The sequence below is a fragment of the Paracoccus sp. 228 genome (genome assembly GCF_000967825.1).
Classification (GTDB): Bacteria; Pseudomonadota; Alphaproteobacteria; order Rhodobacterales; family Rhodobacteraceae; genus Paracoccus; species Paracoccus marcusii.
In genome coordinates this window covers 115,912-138,599 of sequence record NZ_JYGY01000005.1, presented here as the reverse complement: position 1 = coordinate 138,599, position 22,688 = coordinate 115,912, and the positions used below count along the sequence as shown (strand labels likewise).

At 68.1% G+C, this 22,688-nt stretch carries 25 protein-coding genes; 14 read left to right on the top strand and 11 right to left on the bottom strand.

All coding sequences use genetic code 11. From position 1 onward, the window contains the following. Nucleotides 1–42 precede the first annotated feature (42 nt). From SY26_RS15540 to SY26_RS15505, 8 genes are all read left to right on the top strand, one after another. The gene (locus tag SY26_RS15540) at nt 43–1,197 is read left to right on the top strand and encodes an LLM class flavin-dependent oxidoreductase (protein WP_046001273.1); all 1,155 of its coding nucleotides are present in this window, start codon (nt 43–45) and stop codon (nt 1,195–1,197) included. A gap of 1 nt (nt 1,198) precedes the next feature. Then, on the top strand, nt 1,199–2,089 hold the full coding sequence (locus SY26_RS15535; RefSeq protein ID WP_046001272.1) for an aldo/keto reductase family oxidoreductase: 891 nt from the start codon (nt 1,199–1,201) through the stop codon (nt 2,087–2,089). Beyond that, on the top strand, nt 2,086–2,592 hold the full coding sequence (locus SY26_RS15530) for a flavin reductase family protein (RefSeq protein WP_046001271.1): 507 nt from the start codon (nt 2,086–2,088) through the stop codon (nt 2,590–2,592). The genes SY26_RS15535 and SY26_RS15530 overlap by 4 nt, the downstream gene beginning before the upstream one ends. A gap of 65 nt (nt 2,593–2,657) precedes the next feature. Next, the gene (locus SY26_RS15525) at nt 2,658–3,251 is read left to right on the top strand and encodes a TRAP transporter small permease (protein ID WP_046001270.1); all 594 of its coding nucleotides are present in this window, start codon (nt 2,658–2,660) and stop codon (nt 3,249–3,251) included. After that, nucleotides 3,251–4,540, top strand: a complete 1,290-nt coding sequence (locus SY26_RS15520; protein WP_045982414.1) for a TRAP transporter large permease — start codon at nt 3,251–3,253, stop codon at nt 4,538–4,540. Before SY26_RS15525 ends, SY26_RS15520 begins: the two co-directional genes overlap by 1 nt. 20 nt (nt 4,541–4,560) lie before the next feature. Further along, a complete protein-coding gene (gene dctP, locus SY26_RS15515) occupies nt 4,561–5,607 on the top strand; it encodes a TRAP transporter substrate-binding protein DctP (RefSeq protein WP_046001269.1) in 1,047 nt (348 codons plus the stop codon). Between the two features lie 39 nt (nt 5,608–5,646). Beyond that, nucleotides 5,647–6,654, top strand: coding sequence for a YeiH family protein (locus SY26_RS15510; protein ID WP_046001268.1), 1,008 nt, complete (start codon nt 5,647–5,649; stop codon nt 6,652–6,654). A 56-nt stretch (nt 6,655–6,710) separates the two neighbouring features. Next, on the top strand, nt 6,711–7,142 hold the full coding sequence (locus SY26_RS15505; protein ID WP_046001267.1) for a MarR family winged helix-turn-helix transcriptional regulator: 432 nt from the start codon (nt 6,711–6,713) through the stop codon (nt 7,140–7,142). Between the two features lie 54 nt (nt 7,143–7,196). Here the strand turns inward: SY26_RS15505 and SY26_RS15500 are convergent, their stop codons facing one another. Further along, nucleotides 7,197–7,532 carry a hypothetical protein gene (locus SY26_RS15500; protein ID WP_046001266.1) on the bottom strand — a complete coding sequence of 112 codons (336 nt, stop codon included), beginning with the start codon at nt 7,530–7,532 and terminating at the stop codon, nt 7,197–7,199. A gap of 304 nt (nt 7,533–7,836) precedes the next feature. On the opposite strand from SY26_RS15500, the gene SY26_RS15495 reads away from it, so the two are divergent. After that, a complete protein-coding gene (locus tag SY26_RS15495; RefSeq protein WP_046001265.1) occupies nt 7,837–8,253 on the top strand; it encodes a pore-forming ESAT-6 family protein in 417 nt (138 codons plus the stop codon). Between the two features lie 52 nt (nt 8,254–8,305). Here SY26_RS15495 and SY26_RS15490 read toward each other — a convergent pair whose 3' ends face one another. From SY26_RS15490 to phhA, 7 genes are all read right to left on the bottom strand, one after another. Next, entirely contained in the window at nt 8,306–9,553 is a 1,248-nt protein-coding gene (locus SY26_RS15490; RefSeq protein WP_046001264.1) for an AI-2E family transporter, read from the bottom strand. Between the two features lie 123 nt (nt 9,554–9,676). Continuing rightward, nucleotides 9,677–10,903, bottom strand: coding sequence for a saccharopine dehydrogenase family protein (locus tag SY26_RS15485; protein ID WP_046001263.1), 1,227 nt, complete (start codon nt 10,901–10,903; stop codon nt 9,677–9,679). A 35-nt stretch (nt 10,904–10,938) separates the two neighbouring features. Continuing rightward, entirely contained in the window at nt 10,939–12,033 is a 1,095-nt protein-coding gene (locus SY26_RS15480; protein ID WP_198143195.1) for a carboxynorspermidine decarboxylase, read from the bottom strand. 108 nt (nt 12,034–12,141) lie between these two features. Continuing rightward, nucleotides 12,142–12,534: a hypothetical protein gene (locus tag SY26_RS15475; RefSeq protein ID WP_046001261.1), complete on the bottom strand. Its 393-nt coding sequence runs from the start codon at nt 12,532–12,534 to the stop codon at nt 12,142–12,144. A gap of 10 nt (nt 12,535–12,544) precedes the next feature. After that, nucleotides 12,545–13,330, bottom strand: coding sequence for a DUF6478 family protein (locus SY26_RS15470; protein ID WP_157020508.1), 786 nt, complete (start codon nt 13,328–13,330; stop codon nt 12,545–12,547). A 136-nt stretch (nt 13,331–13,466) separates the two neighbouring features. Beyond that, entirely contained in the window at nt 13,467–13,805 is a 339-nt protein-coding gene (locus SY26_RS15465) for a 4a-hydroxytetrahydrobiopterin dehydratase (RefSeq protein ID WP_046001260.1), read from the bottom strand. A 13-nt stretch (nt 13,806–13,818) separates the two neighbouring features. Next, complete coding sequence (gene phhA, locus SY26_RS15460; RefSeq protein WP_046001259.1) at nt 13,819–14,610, bottom strand: phenylalanine 4-monooxygenase; 792 nt, start codon at nt 14,608–14,610, stop codon at nt 13,819–13,821. Between the two features lie 119 nt (nt 14,611–14,729). Between phhA and SY26_RS15455 the strand changes: the two genes are divergently transcribed. Continuing rightward, entirely contained in the window at nt 14,730–15,191 is a 462-nt protein-coding gene (locus SY26_RS15455; RefSeq protein WP_045982401.1) for an Lrp/AsnC family transcriptional regulator, read from the top strand. Here SY26_RS15455 and cls read toward each other — a convergent pair whose 3' ends face one another. Continuing rightward, nucleotides 15,192–16,631, bottom strand: a complete 1,440-nt coding sequence (cls, locus tag SY26_RS15450; RefSeq protein ID WP_232303367.1) for a cardiolipin synthase — start codon at nt 16,629–16,631, stop codon at nt 15,192–15,194. It lies immediately after the preceding gene. 76 nt (nt 16,632–16,707) lie between these two features. Between cls and accD the strand changes: the two genes are divergently transcribed. The 3 genes from accD to SY26_RS15435 are packed head-to-tail and all read left to right on the top strand — an operon-like array spanning nt 16,708 to nt 19,364. Further along, entirely contained in the window at nt 16,708–17,649 is a 942-nt protein-coding gene (accD, locus tag SY26_RS15445) for an acetyl-CoA carboxylase, carboxyltransferase subunit beta (protein WP_045982399.1), read from the top strand. A gap of 54 nt (nt 17,650–17,703) precedes the next feature. After that, nucleotides 17,704–18,972, top strand: a complete 1,269-nt coding sequence (locus SY26_RS15440) for a folylpolyglutamate synthase/dihydrofolate synthase family protein (RefSeq protein ID WP_046001258.1) — start codon at nt 17,704–17,706, stop codon at nt 18,970–18,972. Nucleotides 18,973–18,998: 26 nt separating this feature from the next. Continuing rightward, nucleotides 18,999–19,364 (top strand): DUF983 domain-containing protein, encoded by a 366-nt coding sequence (locus SY26_RS15435; RefSeq protein ID WP_045982397.1) that lies wholly within the window; start codon nt 18,999–19,001, stop codon nt 19,362–19,364. Nucleotides 19,365–19,383: 19 nt separating this feature from the next. Here the strand turns inward: SY26_RS15435 and SY26_RS15430 are convergent, their stop codons facing one another. After that, nucleotides 19,384–21,267, bottom strand: coding sequence for an acyl-CoA synthetase (locus SY26_RS15430; protein WP_046001257.1), 1,884 nt, complete (start codon nt 21,265–21,267; stop codon nt 19,384–19,386). 161 nt (nt 21,268–21,428) lie between these two features. Further along, a complete protein-coding gene (gene lysM, locus SY26_RS15425) occupies nt 21,429–21,935 on the bottom strand; it encodes a peptidoglycan-binding protein LysM (RefSeq protein ID WP_046001256.1) in 507 nt (168 codons plus the stop codon). Between the two features lie 158 nt (nt 21,936–22,093). Between lysM and SY26_RS15420 the strand changes: the two genes are divergently transcribed. After that, nucleotides 22,094–22,639 carry a CAP domain-containing protein gene (locus SY26_RS15420; protein ID WP_232303366.1) on the top strand — a complete coding sequence of 182 codons (546 nt, stop codon included), beginning with the start codon at nt 22,094–22,096 and terminating at the stop codon, nt 22,637–22,639. The last annotated feature ends 49 nt before the right edge of the window (nt 22,640–22,688 follow it).

The following is a 22,688-nucleotide window of genomic DNA, read 5'->3' as shown; positions in this document are numbered from 1 at the left end:
CGCTATGCAAAGGGAAATCCGACGCCGTCCCGGGAGGAAACCATGACCGTCGTCCCCGTCACCTCAGCCGATCTGGATGCCGTCGAGGTCGCCTGGTTCGCGGCGCTGTGTTCCGACGATTACCGCCATCTGGGCGTGCCCGACGGGTCGCTGCGGTCAAGCTGGGCGCATTGTTCGGACATCGTGCGCACCGCCGAACGGCAGGGGTTCGGCAACATCCTGTGCCCGTCCAGCTATCAGGTCGGCCAGGACACGCTGTCCTTCGTCGCGGGCTGCGCGCCGATCACCCAACGCATCAACATGCTGGCTGCCGTCCGCTGCGGAGAGATGCAGCCGATCATGCTGGCCCGCACCATCGCCACGCTGGACCACATGCTGGAGGGCCGCCTGACGGTCAACATCATCAGCAGCGATTTCCCCGGCCAGCAGGAGCCCAGCCCCTTCCGCTATCAGCGCAGTCGCGAGGTGGTCGAGATCCTGAAGCAGGCCTGGACGCAGGGCGAAATCAACTATCAGGGACAGGTCTATGACTTCAGCGGCCTGACCACCGATCCTGTCCAGCCCTATCAGACGGGCGGGCCGATGCTCTATTTCGGCGGCTATTCCCCCGACGCGCTGGACCTGTGCGGCCAGCATTGCGACGTCTATCTGATGTGGCCCGAAAAGACCGAGGACATCGCCGACCGGATGCGCGCCGCCCATGCCGCGGCCGAGAAATACGGCCGCACGCTGGATTACGGCTTTCGCGCCCATGTGATCGTCCGCGACACCGAGGCCGAGGCCCGCGAATATGCCCGCGACCTTGTCAGCCAGCTGGACGATGACCAGGGTCGGCTGATCCGCGAACGCGCGCTGGACGCGAGCTCGCTCGGCGTCAGCCGCCAGGCGCGCAACCGAGAGCTGGCCGATCTGGAAGGCTATATCGAGCCCAACCTGTGGACCGGCGTGGGCCGGGCGCGGTCGGGCTGCGGCGCGGCCATCGTCGGATCGACCGACCAGGTCCTGACCAAGCTGGAGGAGCTGCGTCGCATGGGCATTCGCGCCTTCATCCTGTCGGGCTATCCCCACAAGGACGAGGCCTGCCATTTCGGCAGCCGCGTCCTGCCGCAGATGAATACCTGCCAGTTGAACCGTGTCTGGGGCCGCGTGCCCGACACCACCCCCGCAACGCCCCTGGGCACCGGCGAAAGGCGCTGAGATGAACCGTGTGACGCTGACCGACGATCTGAGCCTGTCGCGGCTGGTCTATGGCATGTGGCGGATCGGCGACGATGCCGACACCTCGCCCGCCCATGTCCAGGCCAAGATCGAGGCCTGCCTGGACCAGGGCATCACCACGATGGACCAGGCCGACATCTATGGCGCCTATACCGCCGAAGGCATCCTGGGCGCCGCCCTGCGTGCCAGCCCCGGCCTGCGCGACCGGATCGAGATCGTCACGAAATGCGACATCATCGCACCGATCGGCAAATACGCCGACGCGGCCTGCAAGCATTACGACACATCCGGCGACCACATCCGCGCCGCGGTTGACACGTCGCTGCGCGATATGGGCACGGACCGGATCGACCTGCTGCTGATCCACCGCCCCGACCCGCTGATGGACCCCGACGACACGGGCGCGGCGCTGGACGCGCTGGTGGCATCGGGCAAGGTCCGCGCGGTGGGCGTGTCGAACTTCCGCCCCTGGGACGTGGAACTGCTGCAAGGGTCGATGCAGACCCGGCTGGTCACCAACCAGATCGAGGTGTCGCTGGCCGCGATCCAGCCCTTCACCAACGGCGACCTGGCCTTTCATCAGCGCCGCCGCGACCCGGTCATGGCCTGGTCGCCCCTGGGCGGCGGCAGCCTGATGACCGGTCACGGACCCGTTGCCGCTGAAATGGACGCGCTGGCGGCGGAATTCGGCGTGGACCGCGCGGCGGTGGCTGTTGCGTTCCTGTTGCGCCACCCCGCGACCATCCTGCCGGTCATGGGCACCAATTCGCTTGCACGGATCGCCCGGATCGCCGATGCCGAAAAGGTCCGGCTGGACCGCGTGCAGTGGTTCCGCCTTTACCAAGCAGCCCTTGGGCAAGAGGTGCCATGACGCGACCGATCCCGCACAGCTTCGTTCCCGATCCGCAGAACGGGCGGCTGCTGCGCGATGCCTTTGGCCGCTTCGCGACCGGGGTCACGGTGGTGACCGCCGCGACCGAGGGCGGCTGCGCGGCGATGACCGCCAACAGCTTCTCGTCCATCTCGATGGATCCGCCGCTGGTGATGTGGTCGCCGGCGCTGGCCAGCTCGCGCTTTCCGGTCTTTGCGCAGGCGCGCCATTTCGCCATCCACGTGCTGGCCGCCGACCAGGCCGACCTGGCCTGGACCGTCGCGCGCAACCGCAACGCGCTGGACCATGCGGGCCTGTCCGCGAACGCGCATGGCGTGCCGGTGCTGGACCGCTGCCTGGTCCGGTTCGATTGCGACCTGTTCGCCATGCACGAGGCGGGCGACCACATGATCATCGTCGGTCGCGTCCTGCACGCCCAGATCACCGAAGGCGATCCGCTGGCCTTCTTCGGCGGGCAGATCGCCGGGATCGCCAGAGGCTGACCGACCGCGGCGCCGGGCAGGAGGAGGCCCGGCACCGTCACGAAACGGGGGAGGAGACACCCAAGATGCGCCTGCTGACGGGCCTTGTCCGGCCATTGTCCCGGATCAACGAACAGCTGCTGCGCGCGGGGCGCGCGGTGGGCATCGTGGCCATCGGCCTGATGGTCGTGGTGACCATCGTGCAGGTCGTCGCCCGCTATGGCTTCAACAGCGCCCTGGCCTGGCCGGACGAGGCCGCGCGGTTCTGCATGCTGTGGATGACCGGCCTGATGGCGCCGACCGCGTTCCGGCGCGGGGGTTTCGTCGCGATCGACTTTCTTCCCGCCATGCTGCCCGCGACGGCCGCGCGGCTGCTGAACCTGGTCCTGCTGGTCGTGTCGCTGGTGGTGCTGGTCGCAGCCGTGCAGATCGGCTGGCGCGAGGTGACGGGCCTGGGCGGACGCTTTGCCAGCGCATCGCTGTTCCTGCCCACGTCGCTGGATTTAAGCGACTGGTACCGGGTACCGCGGTCCTGGATGATGGCGTCGATCCCGGTCGGGCTGATGCTGCTGATTTCCGTGAATGTCGAACTGATCCTGCGCATCCTGGCGCAGTTGGGCGGCGCCCGCGACCTGCCCCCGATCGAGGGGCTGGATGCGGGCCTGCGGGGGGCCGAGTGATGCTGATCCTGTTTCTGCCGCTGTTCCTGACCTTTCTGCTGATCGGCCTGCCGGTGTTCTTCGGGATGCTGGCGGCGCCGGGCATCCTGCTGATGCTGAACGGACAGGAACGCGACCTGACGCTGCTGTACCGCAACCTCTATAACGGCATGGACAGCTTTCCGCTGATGGCGATCCCATTCTTCATGCTGGCGGGCGAGCTGATGAACCGCGGCGGCATCACGCTGCGCCTGGTCGAATTCGCCCAGGCCCTGATGGGACATTTCCGCGGCGGCCTGGCGCATGTGAACATCCTGTCGTCGATGCTGTTCGCGGGCCTGTCGGGGTCGGCCGTGGCCGACACCTCGGCGCTTGGGTCCATGCTGATCCCGGCGATGGAGAAGCAGGGCTATACCCGCCGCTTCGCCGCCGCGATCACCGCGGCCAGCTCGGTCATCGGGCCGATCATCCCGCCGTCGGGGATCATGATCATCTATGCCTATGTGATGGGCGAAAGCGTCGCGGCGCTGTTTTTGGCGGGCATCGTGCCCGGCATCCTGGTGGGCGTGGGCCTGATGATCGCGGTCAAGGTCATGGCCGACCGCTACGACTTTCCCATCGCCGCGCCCCGCCAAAGCTGGGGCCAGCGCGGACAGGCCAGCCTCAAGGCGTTCTTTCCGCTGATGACCCCGGTCATCATCCTGGGCGGCATCCTGGGCGGCGTCTTCACGCCCACCGAGGCCGCCGCCGTCGCCGCCGTCTATGCGCTGGTCATCAGCCTGTTCGTGCTGCGCACGATGAAGATCGCGGAACTGCCGGACGTCCTGGGCCGCGCAGCGCTGACCTCGGCGGTGGTGCTGCTGCTGGTGGGTGCGGCGATGTCGTTCAAGACGGTGATCTCGCTGTCGCAGACGCCGCAGATGATGGCCGACTGGATCCTGACGCTGACCGCCGACCCGCTGATCCTGCTGCTGATGATCAACCTGTTCCTGTTCGTCGTCGGCATGTTCCTGGACGCGGGCCCCGCGATCATCATCTTGGCGCCGATCCTGGGGCCGGTCTTCACCGGCATGGGCGTCGACAGCGTGCATTTCGCGATCATCATGTGCGTCAACCTGACGGTGGGCCTGGCCACGCCGCCCATGGGGCTGGTGCTGTTCGTGGCCTCTGCGGTGTCGGGCGAAAAGGTCATGACCATCGCCCGCGCCATCCTGCCGTTCCTGCTGGTCGAGGTGCTGGTGATCTTCCTGATCACGTATGTCCCGGCCATTTCCATGACCATCCCGCGCCTGACCGGCTTTGCGGACTGAGACCACCAAGGGAGGATACCATGCTGAAACCCGCACTGACCCTGGCCGCCGCCCTGGCGCTGGCCACCCCCGCCATGGCCCAGGAATACACCCTGCGCGCCGTGGCCAACTCGAACGAGAACGACGAGGATTTCGACGGCCTGCAGGTCTTCAAGTCGCATGTCGAGGCGGCCTCCAACGGCGCCATCGCGGTCGAGATCTTCATGGGCACGCAGCTCTGCTCGAACGGTGCGGAATGCCTGCAGGGCGTGGCCGACGGCTCGATCGACGTCTACATCTCGACCTCGGACGGGGCGGCTGGGCTGTTTCCCTATCTGCAGGTCTTGGACCTGCCCTACATCATGGCCGACGACCGGGTGGCCGAACGCGTCCTGACGGGCGATTTCACCCGCCAGCTGCGCGACATGACGCTGGAGGATTCGGGCGGGATGCTGCGGCTGATGACCATCGGCAACACCGGCGGCTGGCGCAACTTCGCCAACACCAAGCGCCGCATCCAGACGCCCGCCGACGTGTCGGGCCTGAAGATGCGCACCGTGGTGGCCGACCTGCCGCAGGAGCTGGTGCGCGCGCTGGACGCCTCGCCCACGCCGATCCCCTGGGCGGAACTGTTCACCTCGCTGCAGACCAACGTGGTCGAGGGCACCGCGAACGGCATCACCGACATCATGTCGATGCGTTTCCCCGAAGCCGGGCTGCAATACCTGACGCTGGACGGCCACGCCTACATGGGCGCGATGTGGTGGATGTCGAACGAACGCTTCATGGAGATGCCCGAGGACATGCGCGCCATCGTCGTCGACGGGTTCGCCCAGCTGCAGCAGGCGACCTTCGCCTCGCCCAAGCGCAAGTCCATCGCGGCCTATGAAGAGTTCCGCGCCGGCGGCGGCGAGGTCTATGTCCCCACGGCCGAGGAGAAGGCCGCCTTCACCGAAGCCGCGGCCCCGGTCTATGACTGGTTCACCAGCAATGTCGACGGCGGCGAGGAGATCCTGGCCAGCTTCCGCGAGGCCGTGTCCCAAGCCGAGACCGCGCTGGCCGAGGAACGCGCCCGCGACATCCAGTAACCCCTGCCGGGGGCCGCGACCCGGCCCCCTTGGACGCCCATGACCCGCACCGACATCCCCCTTGCCGCCCGCGCGCGCGCCCTGGCGCCCGGCCTGATGCTGGCCGTCACCGTCGCCATGGCGGCGCAGTTCCTGTCCGGCCATTACGGCGTGCCGGTGATGCTGATGGCGATCCTGCTGGGCATGCCGCTGCATTTCCTGGCCGAGGACGACCGCGCCGGTCCCGGCATCGACTTTGCCGCCCGCACCCTGCTGCGCGCGGGGGTCGCGCTGCTGGGCCTGCGGGTGTCGCTGGACATGGTCGCCGCGATCGGCTGGCCCTTCGTGGCATTGGTCGCGGGATCGGTCGCGGTGGTGATCCTGGGATCGGTCGCGCTGGCGCGCAGGCTGGGCCAGGACCGCGCCTTCGGCCTGCTGACCGGCGGGTCGGTGGCGATCTGCGGGGCATCGGCGGCGATGGCCATCGCATCCGTCCTGCCCGCGCGGGACAGCGCGGAACGCGACCTGTCCTTTACCGTGATCACCGTCACGGTCATGTCGACCTTCGCGATGATCGTCTATCCGATGCTGGCGGCGGGCCTGGGCCTGGACCAGCATCAGACCGGCCTGTTTCTGGGTGCCACGATCCATGACGTGGCCCAGGTCGTGGGCGCGGGCTATTCCGTGTCCGAGGAGACAGGCGACATCGCCACCGTGGTCAAGCTGATCCGCGTGACGCTCTTGGCGCCCGTCGTGCTGATCGCGGCGCTGGTCCTGCGCCGCGCCGCGCCCGCGGGGGCCGCGCGCCCACCGCTGCTGCCGGGCTTCGTGCTGGTGTTTCTGGTGCTGGCGGCGGCCAATTCGGCGCATCTGGTGCCGCTGCCCGTGACCGATGCCGCCTCGACCCTGTCGCGGGCCCTGCTGGTCGCCGCCGTGGCCGCCGTCGGCATGAAGACCGCGCTGGCGCGCATGGCGCAGGTCGGCGCCGCCGCCATCGCCATGCTGCTGGTCCAAACCGCCGCACTGGCCACGCTGATCGCGGTGCCGCTGATGCTGGGACTGGTGTGACGGGCGGTTGCCCCCTGCCCCGCTTTCGGGCCATCTGATCCGGACCGGAGGGGATCATGGCCTTTCACCTGGACGACTTTCTGCCCTATCGCCTGGCCGTCGCGGCCCAGCAGGTCAGCCGCCGCTTCGCCCGCCTCTATGCGGCCGAGGCCGGGCTGACGATTCCCGAATGGCGCGTGCTGGCGCATCTGAACCATTCCGGTTCCGTCAGCGTCCGCGACATCCACACCCGCGTCAATCTGGACAAGTCGGTCGTCAGCCGGGCGGCGACGCGGCTGGAACAGGCGGGTCTGGTCGCCAAATCTGACCATGCGGGCGACCGCCGCCTGATCGCATTGGAACTGACCCCGCAGGGGCGTGATCTGATGGATCGGTTGGGCCAGGTCGCGCAAGCGTTCCAGGATCGCCTGCTGCAGGAGCTTGGATCGGACGCGGCCGCCCTGTCCGCGGCGCTGGACCGGCTGGCGCAGGATCCCGACGCATCGTGACCCATGAAAAAGGCCGGGCGCATGGCCCGGCCTGTTCAACAAGGGATCATCAGATCAGCCGTCGGTCACCGGCTCGATCCCGTCGACCATCAGCAGCGTCCCGTCCGTGGCGCTGAAGATCAGCTCGGTCGGCAGACCGCCGCGTTCCCCGCTGACGATCAGCGTCTCGGGGCCGCGCAGGACCACCACGTTCTCGTAGCCTTGGGCGGACAGGCTGTCGATGACCTCCTGATCGGTCGCGAAACCGTCAAGGGTCGGGAACTGAACCTCCTCTATGGTGGTCATTCCCTCGGTCGGCACGGCGGTCTGGGCCAGGGACGCCGTTGCCATCAGGGCGGTCAGGACGGCGGCCGCGCCGCCCAGTTTAAGGGATGCGATCGGATTGGTCATCGTACTCTCCTGTGATTCGCTGCGGTCGATGCCGCTGTCACGGACCCAACCTTTGGGCGGACGAACGGTTCAATCACGCCCGTGTCACGGGGGCTGCTGATGATTTCGTGTGTCGATGTGATCGGCAGCCGACAGCCTGCGCCGGAACCTGCCCATACCCGGCGACCTCAGGGCGGGTTTCAGGCAGGGTCTTGCCGGTATGGCGGCCATGGACGGTGCGGGTCGGGTCATTCCCGATCGCTCGGTCTAGCGTCCTGCCGACGTTGCCCGGATCACCACCGGGTACGCAGAAAAAGGAAACGACATGATCCGCAAGATCGCATTCGCCATGGGTCTGGGCCTGCTGCCCGCCGCCGTTGTCGCCCAGGATGCCGCAGCGCCTGCACAGGATGCCCCCGCGCAGGCCGCCCCCGCCGATCCCGGCACCACCTACGAGGCCGCACGCAACCAGCTAGGCATCCTGCAGTACTGCCAGGAGCAGGGCTTCACCGGGGCCGAGGCCGTCGAGGCCCAGGGCAAGCTGGTCGGCCTGCTGCAGGGCGGTGACGAGGCCGTCGGCAGCGCCGCCGAGGAGAAGGGTGCCCAAGGCACCGTGTCCGTCGGCGGAACCGAGGTGTCCCTGGCCGACGCCGTCGAAGAGCGCGGCAGCACCGTCGAGGCGACCTGCCAGCAGATCGAGGCCGCCGTCAACGAGATCGCGCCCACCCTGCCCGCAGGCTGAGCCTTACGCCCATGACAAAGGAAAACGGGCCGGCGATCGCCGGCCCGTTTTTCTATGGCGCATCGGTGGTGTCGTGCGTCGCGACCAGTTCGGCCGTGACCGCGCGGGCGGCGGGGCCATCCTCGGCGGCGGCACCCGCCTCGACCAGTTCGCGGGCCTCGTCCTCGTCCTCGTCAGTCAGGGCGGGGGGTTCGTCGCCCGCCAGAAAGTTGCCGAACTTCTCCCACCCGGGGATGTGTTCGGCCAGCACGCGGATCACCACCAGCACCGGCACCGCGATGATCATCCCGATGACCGACCACAACCAGGCCCACAGCGCGACGCCCAGGAACACCACGACCGTGTTCATCTGCAGTCGCCGCGACACGAAGTAAGGCGTGATGATCTGCCCCTCCAGCGATGTCAGGCCCAGATAGCTTGCGGCGACCATCGCCGGCCAGAACAGCCCCGGCATCACCACCAGCGCCACGATGCCCGATATGGCGACCCCGGTGATCGCCCCCAGATAGGGGATGAAGTTGAGTAGGAACGCCCCGATCCCGAACAGAAGCGGGCCCGGCATCCCCCAGGCCCACATCGTCAGCCCCACCGCCAGGCCAAGCCCCGCATTGATGATGGTGATGGCGCCCAGATAGTTGCCAAGCGAATCCTCGATCTGGCGCAGGGCCAGATAGGCGCCGCGCTTGTCGCGCATGCGGTCGAAGCTCTGGACGATCTTCAGATACAGCAGGTCGCCGGACGCGATCAGGAAGAACAGCAGGATCAGCGTGAACAACACCTGCCCCATCAGCAGCGGCGCCATGTGCATGACGGTGCCCAGGGTCGTCTCGCCCTCCTGCTGGATGCGGATGGCGGGGGGTTCCTCGGGGCCGGGATCGGTGCTCTGCGCCTCGTCAATGCGTGCGGCGGCCTCGCGCAGGTCCGACAGGCTGTCGCGGACGCTGTCGAACTTCTGCTCCAGCTGCGCGCTGATGATGGGCATGTTGCTCATCGCCCGGCTCAGCGGGCCACTGGCGGCATAGGCGATGACCCCCACGGCCAGCAGGATCGACAGGGTGATGCCCGCAGCGGTCGCCGCATCCGGGATGCCGCGGCGTTCGGCAAAGCGGCGCAGGGGCGTGAAGACGAAGAACAGCAGCATCGCCATAGTGACGGGCATCAGGAAATCGCGCCCCGCGGCGATGGCTGCGAAGGCCATGACCAGAAAGATGCCGATGACGGCCCAGTTCGCCAGAACCGGGACCTTGCTGTCGGCGCGTTGTGAAAACCGTGGAAAAAGATGTCCTTCAGGACCTGGCATGTCGAACCCCCGATGCGGGCGCCGCGTTCCCCAACGCCGGTGGCACCCGTGTGCTGCGCAAACGCAGGCGGCGGCCCGGATGTTCCGAACCGCCGCGTTCACGTTATTCAGGATCGGCCTGGATCAGACCGGATGATCGCCCGATGCGTCGATGACGCGGGTGGGAAGGCCCATCTCTCCCAGCAGCTCCAGGAAGGGCCGCGCGGGCAGATCCTCGACATTGGCCATCTTGCCCGCGTCCCACGGACCGCGCGCGATCAGGATCGCCGCCGCGACCGGGGGCACGCCCGCGGTATAGCTGATGCCCTGGCTGCCGACCTCCTCGAAGGCCTCCTTGTGGTCGGCGACGTTGTAGATGAAGACCTCGGCCTCCTTGCCGTCGCGGGTGCCGCGGACCAGGTCGCCGATGCAGGTCTTGCCCTCGTAATCTGGGGCGAGGCTTGCCGGGTCGGGCAGCACGGCCTTGACCACCTTCAGCGGCACCACGTCGGTGCCGTCGGCCAGCGTGACCGGCTGTTCCGACAGCAGGCCAAGCTTCTGCAGGACGGTGAAGACGTTGATGTAATGCTCTCCGAAGCCCATCCAGAACCGCACGTCGGCCTGCGGATAGCGGGCCGACAGGCTGTGGACCTCGTCATGGCCCGACAGATAGGCGGTGCGCTTGCCCACCACGGGCAGGTCCCATTCGCGGCCGACCTCGAACATGCGGTTCTCCTGCCAGGCGCCCTTCTGCCAGGAGTAGACCGTGCCGGTGAACTCGCGGAAATTGATCTCGGGGTCGAAGTTCGTGGCGAACCAGCGGCCGTGCGATCCGGCATTGATGTCCACGATGTCGATGCTGTCGACCTTGTCGAAATACTCGTCCTCGGCCAGGCGCGCATAGGCGTTGACCACGCCCGGATCGAAGCCCGCGCCAAGGATGGCGGTGATGCCCGCCTTGGCCACGTCCTCGCGGCGCTTCCATTCGTAGTTGCCGTACCAGGGCGGCGTCTCGCAGATCTTGGCCGGGTCCTCGTGGATGGCCGTGTCGATGTAGGCGGCGCCCGCGCGGATGCAGCCCTCAAGGACGGTCATGTTGATGAAGGCCGTGCCCACGTTGATGACGATGCCCGCATCCACCTGCCGGATCAGCGCCTCGACCGCGTCCGCGTCCATCGCGTCCAGCGCATGGCTGGTCCAAGCCATGTCATGGCCCTTCTCGCGCAAGGACTGGATGATCGCGTCGGCCTTGGCCTGCGTGCGGTTCGCGATGTGCAGGTCGCCGAACTCGGCCGCCCATTGCGCGACCTTGTGGGCCGTGACCTGCGCCACGCCGCCCGCACCGATGATGAGCACGTTCTTCTTCGCCAATTCTGTCTCCTTCAGGTGGCAGAGGATGGGTGGCCTTAGGACAGGCTGCCTTTGTATTCGTCGTAACCGAAGCTGCGGACGGTGCGGATCGTTCCGTCCTCCTCGCGGCGCGCGATGGCGGGCATGGCGACGCCGTTGAACCAGTTCTTCTTCACCATCGAGTATCCGGCCGCATCCTGGATGCTGACCCGGTCGCCGATCCGCAGGGGCCGGTCAAAGCCCGCCTCTCCGAAGATGTCGCCCGCCAGACAGGTCTTGCCCGCGATCTGGTACCGGTGGTCGCCCTCCTGCGGCAGGCGGGCGTCCTGGCGATAGATCAGCAGGTCCAGCATATGCGCCTCGGTCGAGCTGTCCACGATCGCCACGGGCTTGCCGGTGTCGATGATGTCCAGGACGCTGACCTCCAGCGTGGTGGTGTTGGTGATGCTGGCCTCTCCGGGCTCCAGATAGGCCTGCACGCCAAAGCGGTCCTGGAAGGCCTTCAGGCGGTCGGCCAGCCGGTCCAGCGGATAGCCCTGGCCGGTGAAGTGGATGCCGCCGCCCAGGGACACCCAGTCCAGGCGCTTCAGGATGGCGCCGAACTCGTCCTCGATCCGGGTCAGCTGGCGGTCGAACAGGTCGAAGTCGCCGTTTTCGCAGTTGTAGTGGATCATCACGCCGCTGATGCGGTCCAGCGCGGATTCCAGCCGCTCCACGTCGCCTTCGCCCAGGCGGGAAAACGGCCGCGCCGGGTCGGCCAGATCGAAGCCGCTGGTCGAAAAGCGCGGGTTCAGCCGCAGGCCGGTCGCGATGCCCGCGGCCTTGGCGCCGAAGCGGTCCAGCTGCGACAGGCTGTTGAAGATGATCTTGTCGGCGTAACCCACCGCCTCGTCGATCTCGTGATCGGCCCAGGCCACGGAATAGGCGTGGGTTTCCTTGCCGAAGGTCTCATGCCCCAGGCGCAGTTCATAAAGCGACGAGGACGTGGTCCCGTCCATGTAGTCGCGCATCAGGTCGAAGACCGACCAGGTGGCAAAGCATTTCAGCGCCAGAAGCGCCTTGGCGCCCGACGCCTCGCGCAGATGGGCGACCTTTTCCATGTTGGCGCGCAGACGGGCCATGTCGATCAGGTAATGCGGCGTCTGCGGCAGGGTCATGGTCAACCTTACGTCAAGAAACACGGGGGGCGGGTCGCGAAGCCGCGATATAGCCACGCCCCCCGCTTTTCGCAAGGAACCATGACGGCCGGGTGACGGGACCTAGCGCCCCGTCAGGTCGGCGGCAAAGCGGCGCAGCTCTCGCTTGACCAGTTCCAGCTCGGCCCGCAGGGCGGCGATCTCGGCGGTCAGATCCTCGTCCAGGGGCTGGCCAGCCATCAGCGACAGCCGCGCCAGGACATGCCCGTCCGGCCCGCTGTCCGGTCCCGGCCCCGCCGCCGTCTTCAGCAGCAGCGTCTGCACCCCGTCCGACAGGACCTGGGCCGGCAGGTCCGCCTCGACCAGCCAGCGGCCGGGGCCGTCGGCCGTCACGCGCGCCTCGGCCAGGACCTCGGCGTGCTGAATCAGCACGACCCGGATGCCGGGTGCGTCGATGCCCGTCAGCGCGCCGCGCCAGACGCCGCCCTTCAGGCCGTGATTGTCGAAATGCGGCATGGCCATATCCTCAGATCTGGGCGCGGGGATGGCGCGACAGGATCACGTCGCGCAGGCCGACCGCGTTCATGAAGGGCGCCTCGAAGATCAGGTCCAGCCATGCCTTCTCGACCGACCGGGCGGACAGTTCGGCATAGCCCAGGTCGAACTCGACGTTGCGGTCGCAGTGGCGGCCCTCGATCGGCTCGCCCATCTTGCGCAGCATGGTTTCGGTGTTCGGACCCTGCTGGATGTTCAGCCGGGCATAGACCGCGATGGGGCGTTCCGCCTGCAGCGTCGCGTCCAGCCGGATGATGTGATGCCCGCCCAGATCACGCAGCGCCTCGACCGGCAGCGACAGCGAGAACGACAGGAAGCTGCCGGAAAACCCCATCACCTCCAGCGCCAGCCCGTAATCGGACAGGTCGGTGGCGCGGCGGTTGCGCACCTGCCGCAGGATCAGCGCACGTTCGGCGCAGTCGTGGAACAGCGCCACCTCGGGGGACAGCCATCGGCCCGCTTCCGGGGCGATCAGCGCGGGGGCGGCATGGCGCGCCTGCAGGATCTGAGGCCGCCAGCGCCAGTCGGTGCCCGCCGGCAGATCGATGCGCGACAGGGAATCGCGGGCGCCCACGCTGCGCGCGTCGGCGGCGTGCAGCAGCCGCGACAGCACCTGGTGCAGGTCGCGGGCCTCGTCGCGCAGGTCGGGATCCAGGGGCCGGTCGCGGCGCGTGACCGATTTCAGCATCCGCGACCATTGCCGGGCCGCGTGGCCGCGCCGGCGGCGCGACAGCCAGCTGGTCTCATGGCGCGACATGGACGCGACCCCCGATCTGGCGCCGGTCATCCCGGACAAGGCGACGATTCGTCATGCGGCACGGCCCGTATGCTGGAAACCCCTGGCCTTGGGGATAGACCGTGACGGGCCGCCGGACAACCCTGACGCGTGCCGTTCAGGCCACCAGCGCGTCCAGCCGGGCGGCGCAGATGAAGTCGTTGTCGGTCAGCCCGCCGGCCTCGTGCGTGGTGAAGGTCACCGTGCAATAGCCCCAGCCAAAGGCGATGTCGGGATGGTGGCCCTGCTTGTTGCCCAGCCATGCGGCCAGGTTCGCCATCTCCACCGCCTTGGCGAACCCCTTGAAGGTGAAGCGCCGGGTGATGGCGGTGGCATCGTCCGACAGGGCCCAGTCCGTCAGCTGGGTCAGCATGGTGGCGGCGGTCGCCGGGTCGTGCGGTGCCACGCCCCCCTTGCAGGGTTCGCAGTCGCGGGCGGCAAGATCGCAGGTGGTCATGGCATCGGTCCTTTCAGGCGGCGGTCTTGGGCGGGTATTTCGGTGCGTGCAGCCCCAGGGCGCGGGCCTGGGCGATGTCGGCCAACAGGTCGCGCCGGGCGGCGGCGAACAGGTCGTCCAGATCGTCTATCACGAAATAGACCGGCTGGTGGATATCGATCCGATAGGGCGTGCGCAGGATGTCGATCACGTCGAAGGGCCGCTGTTCCGCCTGCCCGGAAATGGCCCAGGGCAGTTCGGTGACCGAACTGGCCAGCCCCGACCCCAGGGCCTTCAGCTGGCCATCCTCGCGCATCAGCCCGAATTCGATCGAGAACCAATACAGGCGGATCAGCCAGGCATAATCGGCCTTGTCGCAGCGCGTTCCCGCCGCGCCGATGGCCTGGCTGAAGGCGGCAAAGGCCGGATCGGTCAGCAGCGGCGTGTGGCCGAAGATCTCGTGGAAGATGTCCGGCTCCTCGATGTAGTCGAAATGCTTGCGCTTGCGGATGAAGCTGGCGGCCGGGAACGTCCGGTCGGCCAGCATGCCGAAGAACCGCCCGAACCCGATCAGCGCCGGCACGGGTTCCACCCGCCACCCGGTCAGCGCGCCCAGCTTGGCCGACACCTCGGGGCATTGCGGCACACGGTCCTGCGGCAGGTCCAGCAGGTCCAGACCCCGCAGATAGGGCGAGGCCATCCGGTCCCGCACGGCGGGCAGCTGCTGGGCCATCAGGTCGCGCCAGACGGCATCCTCCTCGGCGTCATAGGCGATGAAACCCCGGTCATCGGCGACCTTGGCGGCATATTCGGTCGATTTCGGCATGGCACGTCCTCCTCTGGGGTCCAGATTACCGGATGCGGAGGAAAAACCTTGCCGGAATGGGTTGTCCATCCGGCTTTGGCGGCACATCATTTCGCAGACCGCCGAAACAGGGGAAACCGATGCCCGATCTGGACGACGCCGACCGCCGCATCCTGCGCCTGATGCAGCAGGACGCGACCCTGTCGACCCAGGGGCTGGCCGATGCGGCGGGCCTGTCGACATCGCCCGCGTGGCGGCGGCTGCGGCGGCTGATCGAAACCGGGGTGATCGACCGGCAGGTGGCGCTGGTCCCGCCGGCCAAGGCCGGGCTGCATGCCCTGGCCTATGTCCAGGTGTCGCTGCTGGACCATACCGAGGCGACGCTGGCGCGGTTCGACCGCTTCGTGCAGACCGAGGCGCAGATCCTGGAATGCGCGACCATCACCGGCACCTTCGACTATCAGCTGAAGATCGTGGCGACCGACCCCGAGGGGCTGGAACATTTCCTGATGCGCCGGATGCTGTCCTTGGGCATCATCCGCAGCACGGTGACGCATTTCGTGCTGCGTCAGACGAAATACACGACCGCCCTGCCCCTGTGATCACAGCAGCGGTGATGCCAGCGCCAGCGCGTTGTTGCGGATGCGCCGCCACGGCGACCAGGCGCGCACTTGGTCCAGCGTGATCGCGTCGGCCCGCGCGACATAGCTGGCCTGCCGCGCATCCAGCAGCCCCACGAATTCCGGGTCATAGACCGCCATGTTGACCTCATAGTTCAGCTCGAAGCTGCGACGGTCCAGGTTCGCGCTGCCGATCATCGCCATGCGCCCGTCCACGGTCAGGATCTTGGAATGCAGCAGGCCGTCGCGGAACAGCATCAGCCGGACCCCGGCGGCCAGCAGCCCGTAATAGAAGCCCTGGCTGGTCGCCCCCACGATCAGGCTGTCGTTGCGGGCGGGCAGGATCATGGTGACCTGCACCCCGCGCCGCGCCGCCGCCCGGATCGCCGCGTCCAGCGCATCGTCGGGGACATAATACGGCGTGGTGATCACCACCCGGTCGCGCGCCGCATGCAGCATCGCGGACAGGCAGTCCGACACGCTGCCCGCGCGCAGGTCGGGGCCGGTGGCCACCACCTGCGCCGCGACGCCGGGATCGGCGACCGGCGCCACCGGCTGCAGCATGGGGCCCAGATCGCGGCCGGTATAGCTCATCCAGTCCGACAGGAAGACGCCCTGCAGCTGGCGCACCGCCGGTCCCTCGACCCGGACCAGGATGTCGACCCAGGGGGCAAAGCGCGCCTTGATCGCGAACGCCATGTCCGCGCAGTTGCGGCTGCCGGTAAAGGCCACGGCGTTGTCGATCACCAGGATCTTGCGGTGGTTGCGCAGGTCCAGACGCTGGAACAGGATGCTGATGAAGGGCAGGCCCCAGGGAAAGGCGGTGACGCATTCCACGCCCGCCTGGCTCATCCGGTCCCACAGCTCCGACCGGACCAGCGACCGCGACCCAAGGGCGTCGACGATGACGCGGCATTGCACGCCGCGATCCTCGGCGCGGCACAGGGCCTGGGCGACCTTGGTGCCGCTGGCATCGGGCAGCCAGATGTAGAACAGCAGATGCACGTGATCGGTCGCCGCATCGATGGCCGCGACCAGCTCGTCGATCGCCCCGTCGCTCTCCTCCAGCAGCTGCAGGCTGTTGCCCTGGACGGCCTGCATGCCGCCCACCGCCTCGTTCGCGGCGATGATCGGGCCCGCCGGGTCGGACCGGTCGGCGCGGACCGCGGGCACGGCGGTGCGCAGGCCGGTCAGGCGGTCGCGCACGTCGGACATGCGCTGGACCTCGGCCTGCTTCATGCGGACCTCTCCGAACAGCAGATAGGCCGCGATCCCCAAAAGCGGCACCGCCTCGACGACCATGATCCAGGCCAGCCGCACCGAGGGCTCGACCCTGGGACGCAGCAGCACGCGGGCGATGATCACCAGCGACAGGGTCGTGTGCGTGAAAAAGAACAGGGTCGTCCACATGCCCGGCATCATCAGCCGCCCCCCCGGCAATTGCAATTCCCCGCGTGGGGCCCTATCTGGGGGCCTGAAACAGCCAAGGCCATTCGCGATGAACTGGATCACGAACTACGTCCGCCCGCGCATCAACTCGCTGTTCTCGCGGCGCGAAGTCCCCGAGAACCTGTGGACGAAATGCCCCGAATGCGGGACGATGCTGTTCCACCGCGAATTGTCGGACAACCTGAACGTCTGCACGAACTGCGATCACCACATGGCGATCACGCCGCGCGACCGCTTCGGTGCGCTGTTCGACGGCGGCGCCTTCGTCGAGGTCAAGGTCCCCGAACCCATCGCAGACCCGCTGCAGTTCCGCGACCAGAAGAAATATCCCGACCGCATGAAGGCCGCGCAGAAATCCACCGGCGAAAAAGAGGCCATGCTGGTCGCCGAGGGGGAGATCGGCCGCACCCCGGTCATCGCCGTGGGCCAAGACTTCAGCTTCATGGGCGGGTCCATGGGCATGTATGTGGGCAACGCGATCGTGGCGGCCGCCGAACGGGCGATCAAGGTCCGAAAGCCGATGATCCTCTTCTCCGCCGCGGGCGGCGCCCGCATGCAGGAGGGGATCCTGTCCCTGATGCAGATGCCCCGCACCACCGTCGCGGTCGAGATGCTGCGCGAGGCCGGCATCCCCTACATCGTCGTGCTGACCCACCCGACCACGGGCGGCGTCACCGCCAGCTATGCCATGCTGGGCGACATCCACATCGCCGAACCAAACGCGCTGATCTGCTTTGCCGGCCCGCGCGTGATCGAACAGACGATCCGCGAAAAGCTGCCCGAAGGGTTCCAGCGCGCCGAATATCTGCTGGAACACGGCATGCTGGACCGCGTGACCCATCGCGGCAAGCTGCGCGACGAACTGGTCTCGATCCTGCGGATGCTGGGCGGCCTGCCCGCCCCCACCCGCGCCGACCTGCCAGCGCCCGAACCGGTCAACGACCCGATCCCGGCGCCGGCCCCCACGCCCGCGCCGGCCCCGGCCGAGTAATTCTTCTTTGTCGAAATACCCCGGGGGTCCGGGGGCTGGCCCCCGGTGCATGACATGACCACATCCGATGCGATCTTGTCGCGCCTCATGGCGCTGCACCCCAAGGTGATCGACCTGTCGCTTGACCGGATGCACCGCCTTCTGGCGGCCTTGGGCAACCCCGAACGCGTCATCCCCCCGGTGATCCACATCGCGGGCACCAACGGCAAGGGCAGCACGCATGCGATGATCCGCGCGGGCCTTGAGGCCGGCGGCGCGCGGGTCCATACCTATACCTCGCCGCACCTGGCGCAGTTTCGCGAACGCATCCGCCTGGCGGGCACCCTGATCGAGGACGACGCCCTAGCCGACCTGCTGGCCCAGGTCGAGGCCGCGAATGACGGCCAGCCCATCACCTTCTTCGAGATCACCACCGCCGCGGCCTTCCTGGCCTTCGCCCGCACCCCCGCGGACTTCACCCTGCTGGAGGTCGGACTGGGCGGGCGCCTGGACGCGACCAACGTCATCGACGCGCCGCGCCTGACGGTCATCACGCCGGTCTCGATCGACCACACCCAGTACCTGGGAGAGACGCTGCCCCTGATCGCGGCCGAAAAGGCCGGCATCATCAAGCCCCGCGTCCCGGTCATCGTCGGCCCGCAGGACGACGACGCCCTGCGCGTGATCGAGGCGCGCGCCATGGGCCTGTCCGCGCCCATCGTCGCGCATGGCCAGCACTGGATGATCCAGCCGGAACGCGACGGCATGGTGTTCCAGGACGATCACGGGCTGTGGGACCTGCCCCGCCCGAACCTGATCGGCCCGCACCAGGTCCAGAACGCGGGCACCGCGCTGGCCGCCCTGCGCGCGCTTGGCGCCACCGATGCGCAGGCCCGCGCCGCCGTAACGCAGGCCGAATGGCCGGCCCGGATGCAGCGCCTGCACCATGGTCCGCTGGTCGACCTGGCCCAGGGGGCGGAGCTGTGGCTGGACGGCGGGCACAACCCGGCGGGCGGGCAGGCGCTGGCCGCGACCCTGGCCGCGATGCCCGCGCGCCCCACGCATCTGGTCTGCGGCATGCTGAACACCAAGGATGTCGCGGGCTATCTGCGTCCGCTGGCCGACCACGCCGCCAGCCTGACCGCCATCGATATCCCCGGAGAGCCGAACACCCTGCCCGCCACCCAGACCGCCGACGCCGCGCGCCAGGTCGGCATGACCGCGCATGTGGCCCAGGATGCCGCGCAGGCGGTGGAACAGCTGGTGACCCGCCACCCCGGCGCGCGTATCCTGATCTGCGGATCCCTGTATCTGGCCGGGCGCATCCTGCGCGACCACGGCTAGGCCACGCCCGAACCCAAGGACAGCCCATGACCCAGATCCGAGACAGCCGCGCCGCCATCCTGCGGGGTGTCATGAACCGCTGCCCTTCCTGCGGAGAGGGGCAGCTGATGCAGGGCTATCTGAAGGTGAACCCGGTCTGCGCGCATTGCCAGGCGCCCCTGTCCCGCTATCCGGCGGCGGACGGGCCGGCGTTCTTTACCATGACGGTGATGCTGCTGGTGCTGATCCCGCTGTTCGGCATCATCTGGAACGTCTGGCGCCCCGAACCCGCGACGCTGCTGGCGGTCACCGGGCTGATCACCACGGTGATGACACTTGTGCTGCTGCGCCTGATCAAGGGCGCCTTCATCGGCTATCTGTGGGCCAAGGACGAACAGGACCGGGGCGCCTGACGGCCCCCGGTCCCCGCCATCACGCCCAGTCCCAAGGCGTCGTGAACTGGCCCAGCCTCTCGCGGACCTGATCCTCGGCGACGTTGCCCTCGCGCGACAATCGGGCGACCAACCCGCGCTTCTTGTCCTCGCGCACCTCGACCACGCGGGCGCCGGTGCCCTGCAGGGCGGCGTCATAGACGCGGCTGATGGCCAGGCGGCGCAGGTCCGGCTTGAAGATCTTGCCGACCGCGGTCTTGGGCAGCTCCGACAGGATCTCGATATGCTTGGGGACGGCGGCGCGTTCATGGATATGGTCGCGGGCATGGGCCGCCAGTTCGTCCACGGTCACGGTGGCTCCACCGACCAGTTCCACATAGACGCAGGGCAGTTCGCCCGCGAAGGCGTCGGGCTGGCCGATGGCCCCGGCGAACGCGACGGCGGGGTGCGACAGCATCCCCTCCTCGATCTCGGCGGGGTCGATGTTGTGGCCGCCGCGGATGATCAGGTCCTTGGCCCGCCCGGTGATCCACAGATAGCCGTCCGCGTCGATCCGGCCCAGATCGCCCGTGCGCAGGTACCGATCGTCGGCGAACAGCTTATGGTTCTTGTCTGCCTCGGTATAGGTCGAGCCGGGGAAGACGCCGGGATTGGCGACGCAGATCTCTCCGACGACATCGGTGGGGCAATCATGCACCCGGCCCGCATCGTCGTGGTTCAGGATGCGGACATGCGTGTGCGGCAGCGGGATGCCCACCGAGCCCACCTTCTTCAGCCCGTCCACCGGGTTGCAGCTGACCAGGCAGGTGGCCTCGGTCAGGCCGTAGCCTTCGGCGATCTCCACCCCGGTGGCCGCCTTGAAGCGGTTATATAGCTCGATCGGCAGCGGCGCCGAACCCGAGATGGCGGTCTTCAGGCTGCCCACATCGGCGTTGACCGGGCGCTGCATCAGGGCGGCGATGGCCGTGGGCACGGTGATCAGGAACGTCGCCTGCCACCGCTCGATCAGCTTCCAGAAATTGTCGAAGACCCCGTCGCCCCGGTATCCGGCGGGCGTGGGCATCACCACATGCGCGCCGGACGCGATGCAGGACATCAGCACCGGATAGGCCGCAAAGACGTGGAACATCGGCAGCGGGCACATCAGCACGTCGGTCTCGTCGAACAGCAGCGTCCCCCCAAGCCAGCCGTTATAGATCATGCCGCTGTACTTGTGCTGGGCCACCTTGGGCGTGCCGGTGGTGCCGCCGGTGTGGAAATAGGCCGCGATGCGGTCGGCCTTGGGGTCGTCGAATTCCAGGGCGGTATGCTTGCGCGCGCTGGTGGCGGCCTCGAAATCCAGGACCTTGGCCTTGTGCCGGACCTTCACCTTGGGGCGGATCAGCGGCACGATAAAGCGTTTCAGGCCGCGCAGATGGCGGTTCAGGTCGACCTCGACCACATGGGTGACGTTCGGGGCCTGGGCCACCGCCTCGGCGGCCTTCTGCGCCACGTCGGTCTTGGGGAACGCCTTCAGCGTGACCAGCACCTTGGCATTCGTCTCGCGCAGGATGCCGGCGATCTGGGTGGCATCCAGCAGCGGGTTGATCGGGTTCACGATCCCCGCCGTGGCCCCGGCCAGCAGGACAACCGGCGTCTCGATGCTGTTGGGCAGCAGGTAGGCGACGGTATCGGTCGGCCCCACGCCCAGGCTGCGGAACAGGTTGGCGGTTTCGGTCACGCGTTCCAGAAGGTCCTGCCAGGACAGGGTGACGGCGTGATCCTTGGGCCCCGACAGCAGCTGGAACGAGATCGCGGGCCGCTGCGGGAACCGCTCGGCCGTGCGCGACAGGAATTCATAAATCGTGACCGGCAGGCCGCGCGCGTCGAAGCTGCCTTCCTGTTCGATCCTGTCGCGGTCCGCATAGCTGCCGAACTTGCCCATCTGGTCCCCCTGCTGTCGGGCCGCATCGGCTGCGGCCCCTCCCTGCGGGTCAGGATGGTCCGACAAGGCCGGGCGGGGCAAGTCCCGACCGGTCCGCCGCATGTGAAAACGCCGCGTCAACCGATGGCCGACGCGGCGTCATGGCGGTCCGACCGGGGCGGTCAGTCCGCGGCGGGAATGCGCAGGACCTGACCCGGATAGATCTTGTCGGGATCGCTCAGCATCGGGCGGTTCGCCTCGAAGATCGCGGCGTACTTGTTCGCGTTGCCCAAGTGCTCCTTGGCGATGGCGGACAGGGTCTCTCCCTTCTTCACAGTGTGGAAGACGGGTTGGGGGGCGTCGGCGGGCAGGTCGGCCTCGACCTTGGCGATGCCCTCGATGTTGCCGACGGCCAGAATCAGCTTTTCCAGTGTCTCGCGGTCGGCGCCCTTGGATTCGACGAACACCGTGTCGCCGCGCAGGCGCAGGTGCACGTCGTCGCCGTCCAGGTTCAGCGCGCGCAGTTCCGCCTTCAACGCCGCGACCTTGCGCTGCGTGTCATCCTGGGCCGCGGGCTGCGCGGCGGCGGGGGCTGCGGCAGGGGCCGTGGCGGCGGGCTTGGGCGTGGCGGCCTCGGCCTTGCCGAAGACCGACTTGCCCGCGTCTTTCACGAAATCCCAGATGGCCATGTGCAAAGGTCCTTGTGATGTTCCGCCACCGAACGACCGCCATGTCGGCACGGTTCCGCCAAACCGGGGCGCCAAGGCCGCATCGGGGCGAAAGCGCTTGTTAACCCGGGGCGGCTATAAGAACCAAGGCGCGCTTGGAAACGGGGTCACCGCAGGGCATGACGAACTGGACAGGATACGGACGGGGATCGCTGATGATCCTGGGCGCGGCGCTGCTGGCGGGATGCGCGGCCACCCCGCAGGCGCCGGTGGGCCACGACCCCCACGCGGTCCAGGTCGGCCCGCCCGGACCCGCGCAATGCGGCGCGACGGCGCCGGACCGGAACGCGATGGCGGCGCAGGTGACCAACCGCGCGCGGGCCCGCGCCGGCCTGACGCCACTGCGCGCCGATCCCCGGCTGGCCCGGGTCGCGGCGCGCCATGCCTGCGACATGGCGCAGCGCGGGCGCATGACCCATCTGGGCAGCACCACCACCGGACCCGCCATGCGCCTGAAGCAGGCGGGCTATCAGCCCACCGTCTCGGCCGAGAATATCGCCGCGGGGCCGTTCTCGCTGCCGCGGGTGCTGTCGGAATGGACGGCCTCGCCGGGGCATCACGCCAACATCATGCTGCCGCAGGTGCGCGATTTCGGCGTGGGGCAGGCGACGTCCCAGGATGGGCGTACGACCTATTGGGCCGCCGTCTATGCGGCCCCCCGTTAGGCCGCGGGCATGACCTGCGGCCCGACCCGTTCGGATGACCACAAAGACG

Bases quoted from the DNA above. Each gene is read 5' to 3' on its own strand.
- SY26_RS15540 (WP_046001273.1), top strand. From the start codon at position 43: ATGACCGTCGTCCCCGTCACCTCAGCCGATCTGGATGCCGTCGAGGTC.
- SY26_RS15535 (WP_046001272.1), top strand. From the start codon at position 1,199: ATGAACCGTGTGACGCTGACCGACGATCTGAGCCTGTCGCGGCTGGTC.
- SY26_RS15530 (WP_046001271.1), top strand. From the start codon at position 2,086: ATGACGCGACCGATCCCGCACAGCTTCGTTCCCGATCCGCAGAACGGG.
- SY26_RS15525 (WP_046001270.1), top strand. From the start codon at position 2,658: ATGCGCCTGCTGACGGGCCTTGTCCGGCCATTGTCCCGGATCAACGAA.
- SY26_RS15520 (WP_045982414.1), top strand. From the start codon at position 3,251: ATGCTGATCCTGTTTCTGCCGCTGTTCCTGACCTTTCTGCTGATCGGC.
- dctP (WP_046001269.1), top strand. From the start codon at position 4,561: ATGCTGAAACCCGCACTGACCCTGGCCGCCGCCCTGGCGCTGGCCACC.
- SY26_RS15510 (WP_046001268.1), top strand. From the start codon at position 5,647: ATGACCCGCACCGACATCCCCCTTGCCGCCCGCGCGCGCGCCCTGGCG.
- SY26_RS15505 (WP_046001267.1), top strand. From the start codon at position 6,711: ATGGCCTTTCACCTGGACGACTTTCTGCCCTATCGCCTGGCCGTCGCG.
- SY26_RS15500 (WP_046001266.1), bottom strand. From the start codon at position 7,532: ATGACCAATCCGATCGCATCCCTTAAACTGGGCGGCGCGGCCGCCGTC.
- SY26_RS15495 (WP_046001265.1), top strand. From the start codon at position 7,837: ATGATCCGCAAGATCGCATTCGCCATGGGTCTGGGCCTGCTGCCCGCC.
- SY26_RS15490 (WP_046001264.1), bottom strand. From the start codon at position 9,553: ATGCCAGGTCCTGAAGGACATCTTTTTCCACGGTTTTCACAACGCGCC.
- SY26_RS15475 (WP_046001261.1), bottom strand. From the start codon at position 12,534: ATGCCGCATTTCGACAATCACGGCCTGAAGGGCGGCGTCTGGCGCGGC.
- SY26_RS15470 (WP_157020508.1), bottom strand. From the start codon at position 13,330: ATGTCGCGCCATGAGACCAGCTGGCTGTCGCGCCGCCGGCGCGGCCAC.
- SY26_RS15465 (WP_046001260.1), bottom strand. From the start codon at position 13,805: ATGACCACCTGCGATCTTGCCGCCCGCGACTGCGAACCCTGCAAGGGG.
- phhA (WP_046001259.1), bottom strand. From the start codon at position 14,610: ATGCCGAAATCGACCGAATATGCCGCCAAGGTCGCCGATGACCGGGGT.
- SY26_RS15455 (WP_045982401.1), top strand. From the start codon at position 14,730: ATGCCCGATCTGGACGACGCCGACCGCCGCATCCTGCGCCTGATGCAG.
- cls (WP_232303367.1), bottom strand. From the start codon at position 16,631: ATGATGCCGGGCATGTGGACGACCCTGTTCTTTTTCACGCACACGACC.
- accD (WP_045982399.1), top strand. From the start codon at position 16,708: ATGAACTGGATCACGAACTACGTCCGCCCGCGCATCAACTCGCTGTTC.
- SY26_RS15440 (WP_046001258.1), top strand. From the start codon at position 17,704: ATGACCACATCCGATGCGATCTTGTCGCGCCTCATGGCGCTGCACCCC.
- SY26_RS15435 (WP_045982397.1), top strand. From the start codon at position 18,999: ATGACCCAGATCCGAGACAGCCGCGCCGCCATCCTGCGGGGTGTCATG.
- SY26_RS15430 (WP_046001257.1), bottom strand. From the start codon at position 21,267: ATGGGCAAGTTCGGCAGCTATGCGGACCGCGACAGGATCGAACAGGAA.
- lysM (WP_046001256.1), bottom strand. From the start codon at position 21,935: ATGGCCATCTGGGATTTCGTGAAAGACGCGGGCAAGTCGGTCTTCGGC.
- SY26_RS15420 (WP_232303366.1), top strand. From the start codon at position 22,094: ATGACGAACTGGACAGGATACGGACGGGGATCGCTGATGATCCTGGGC.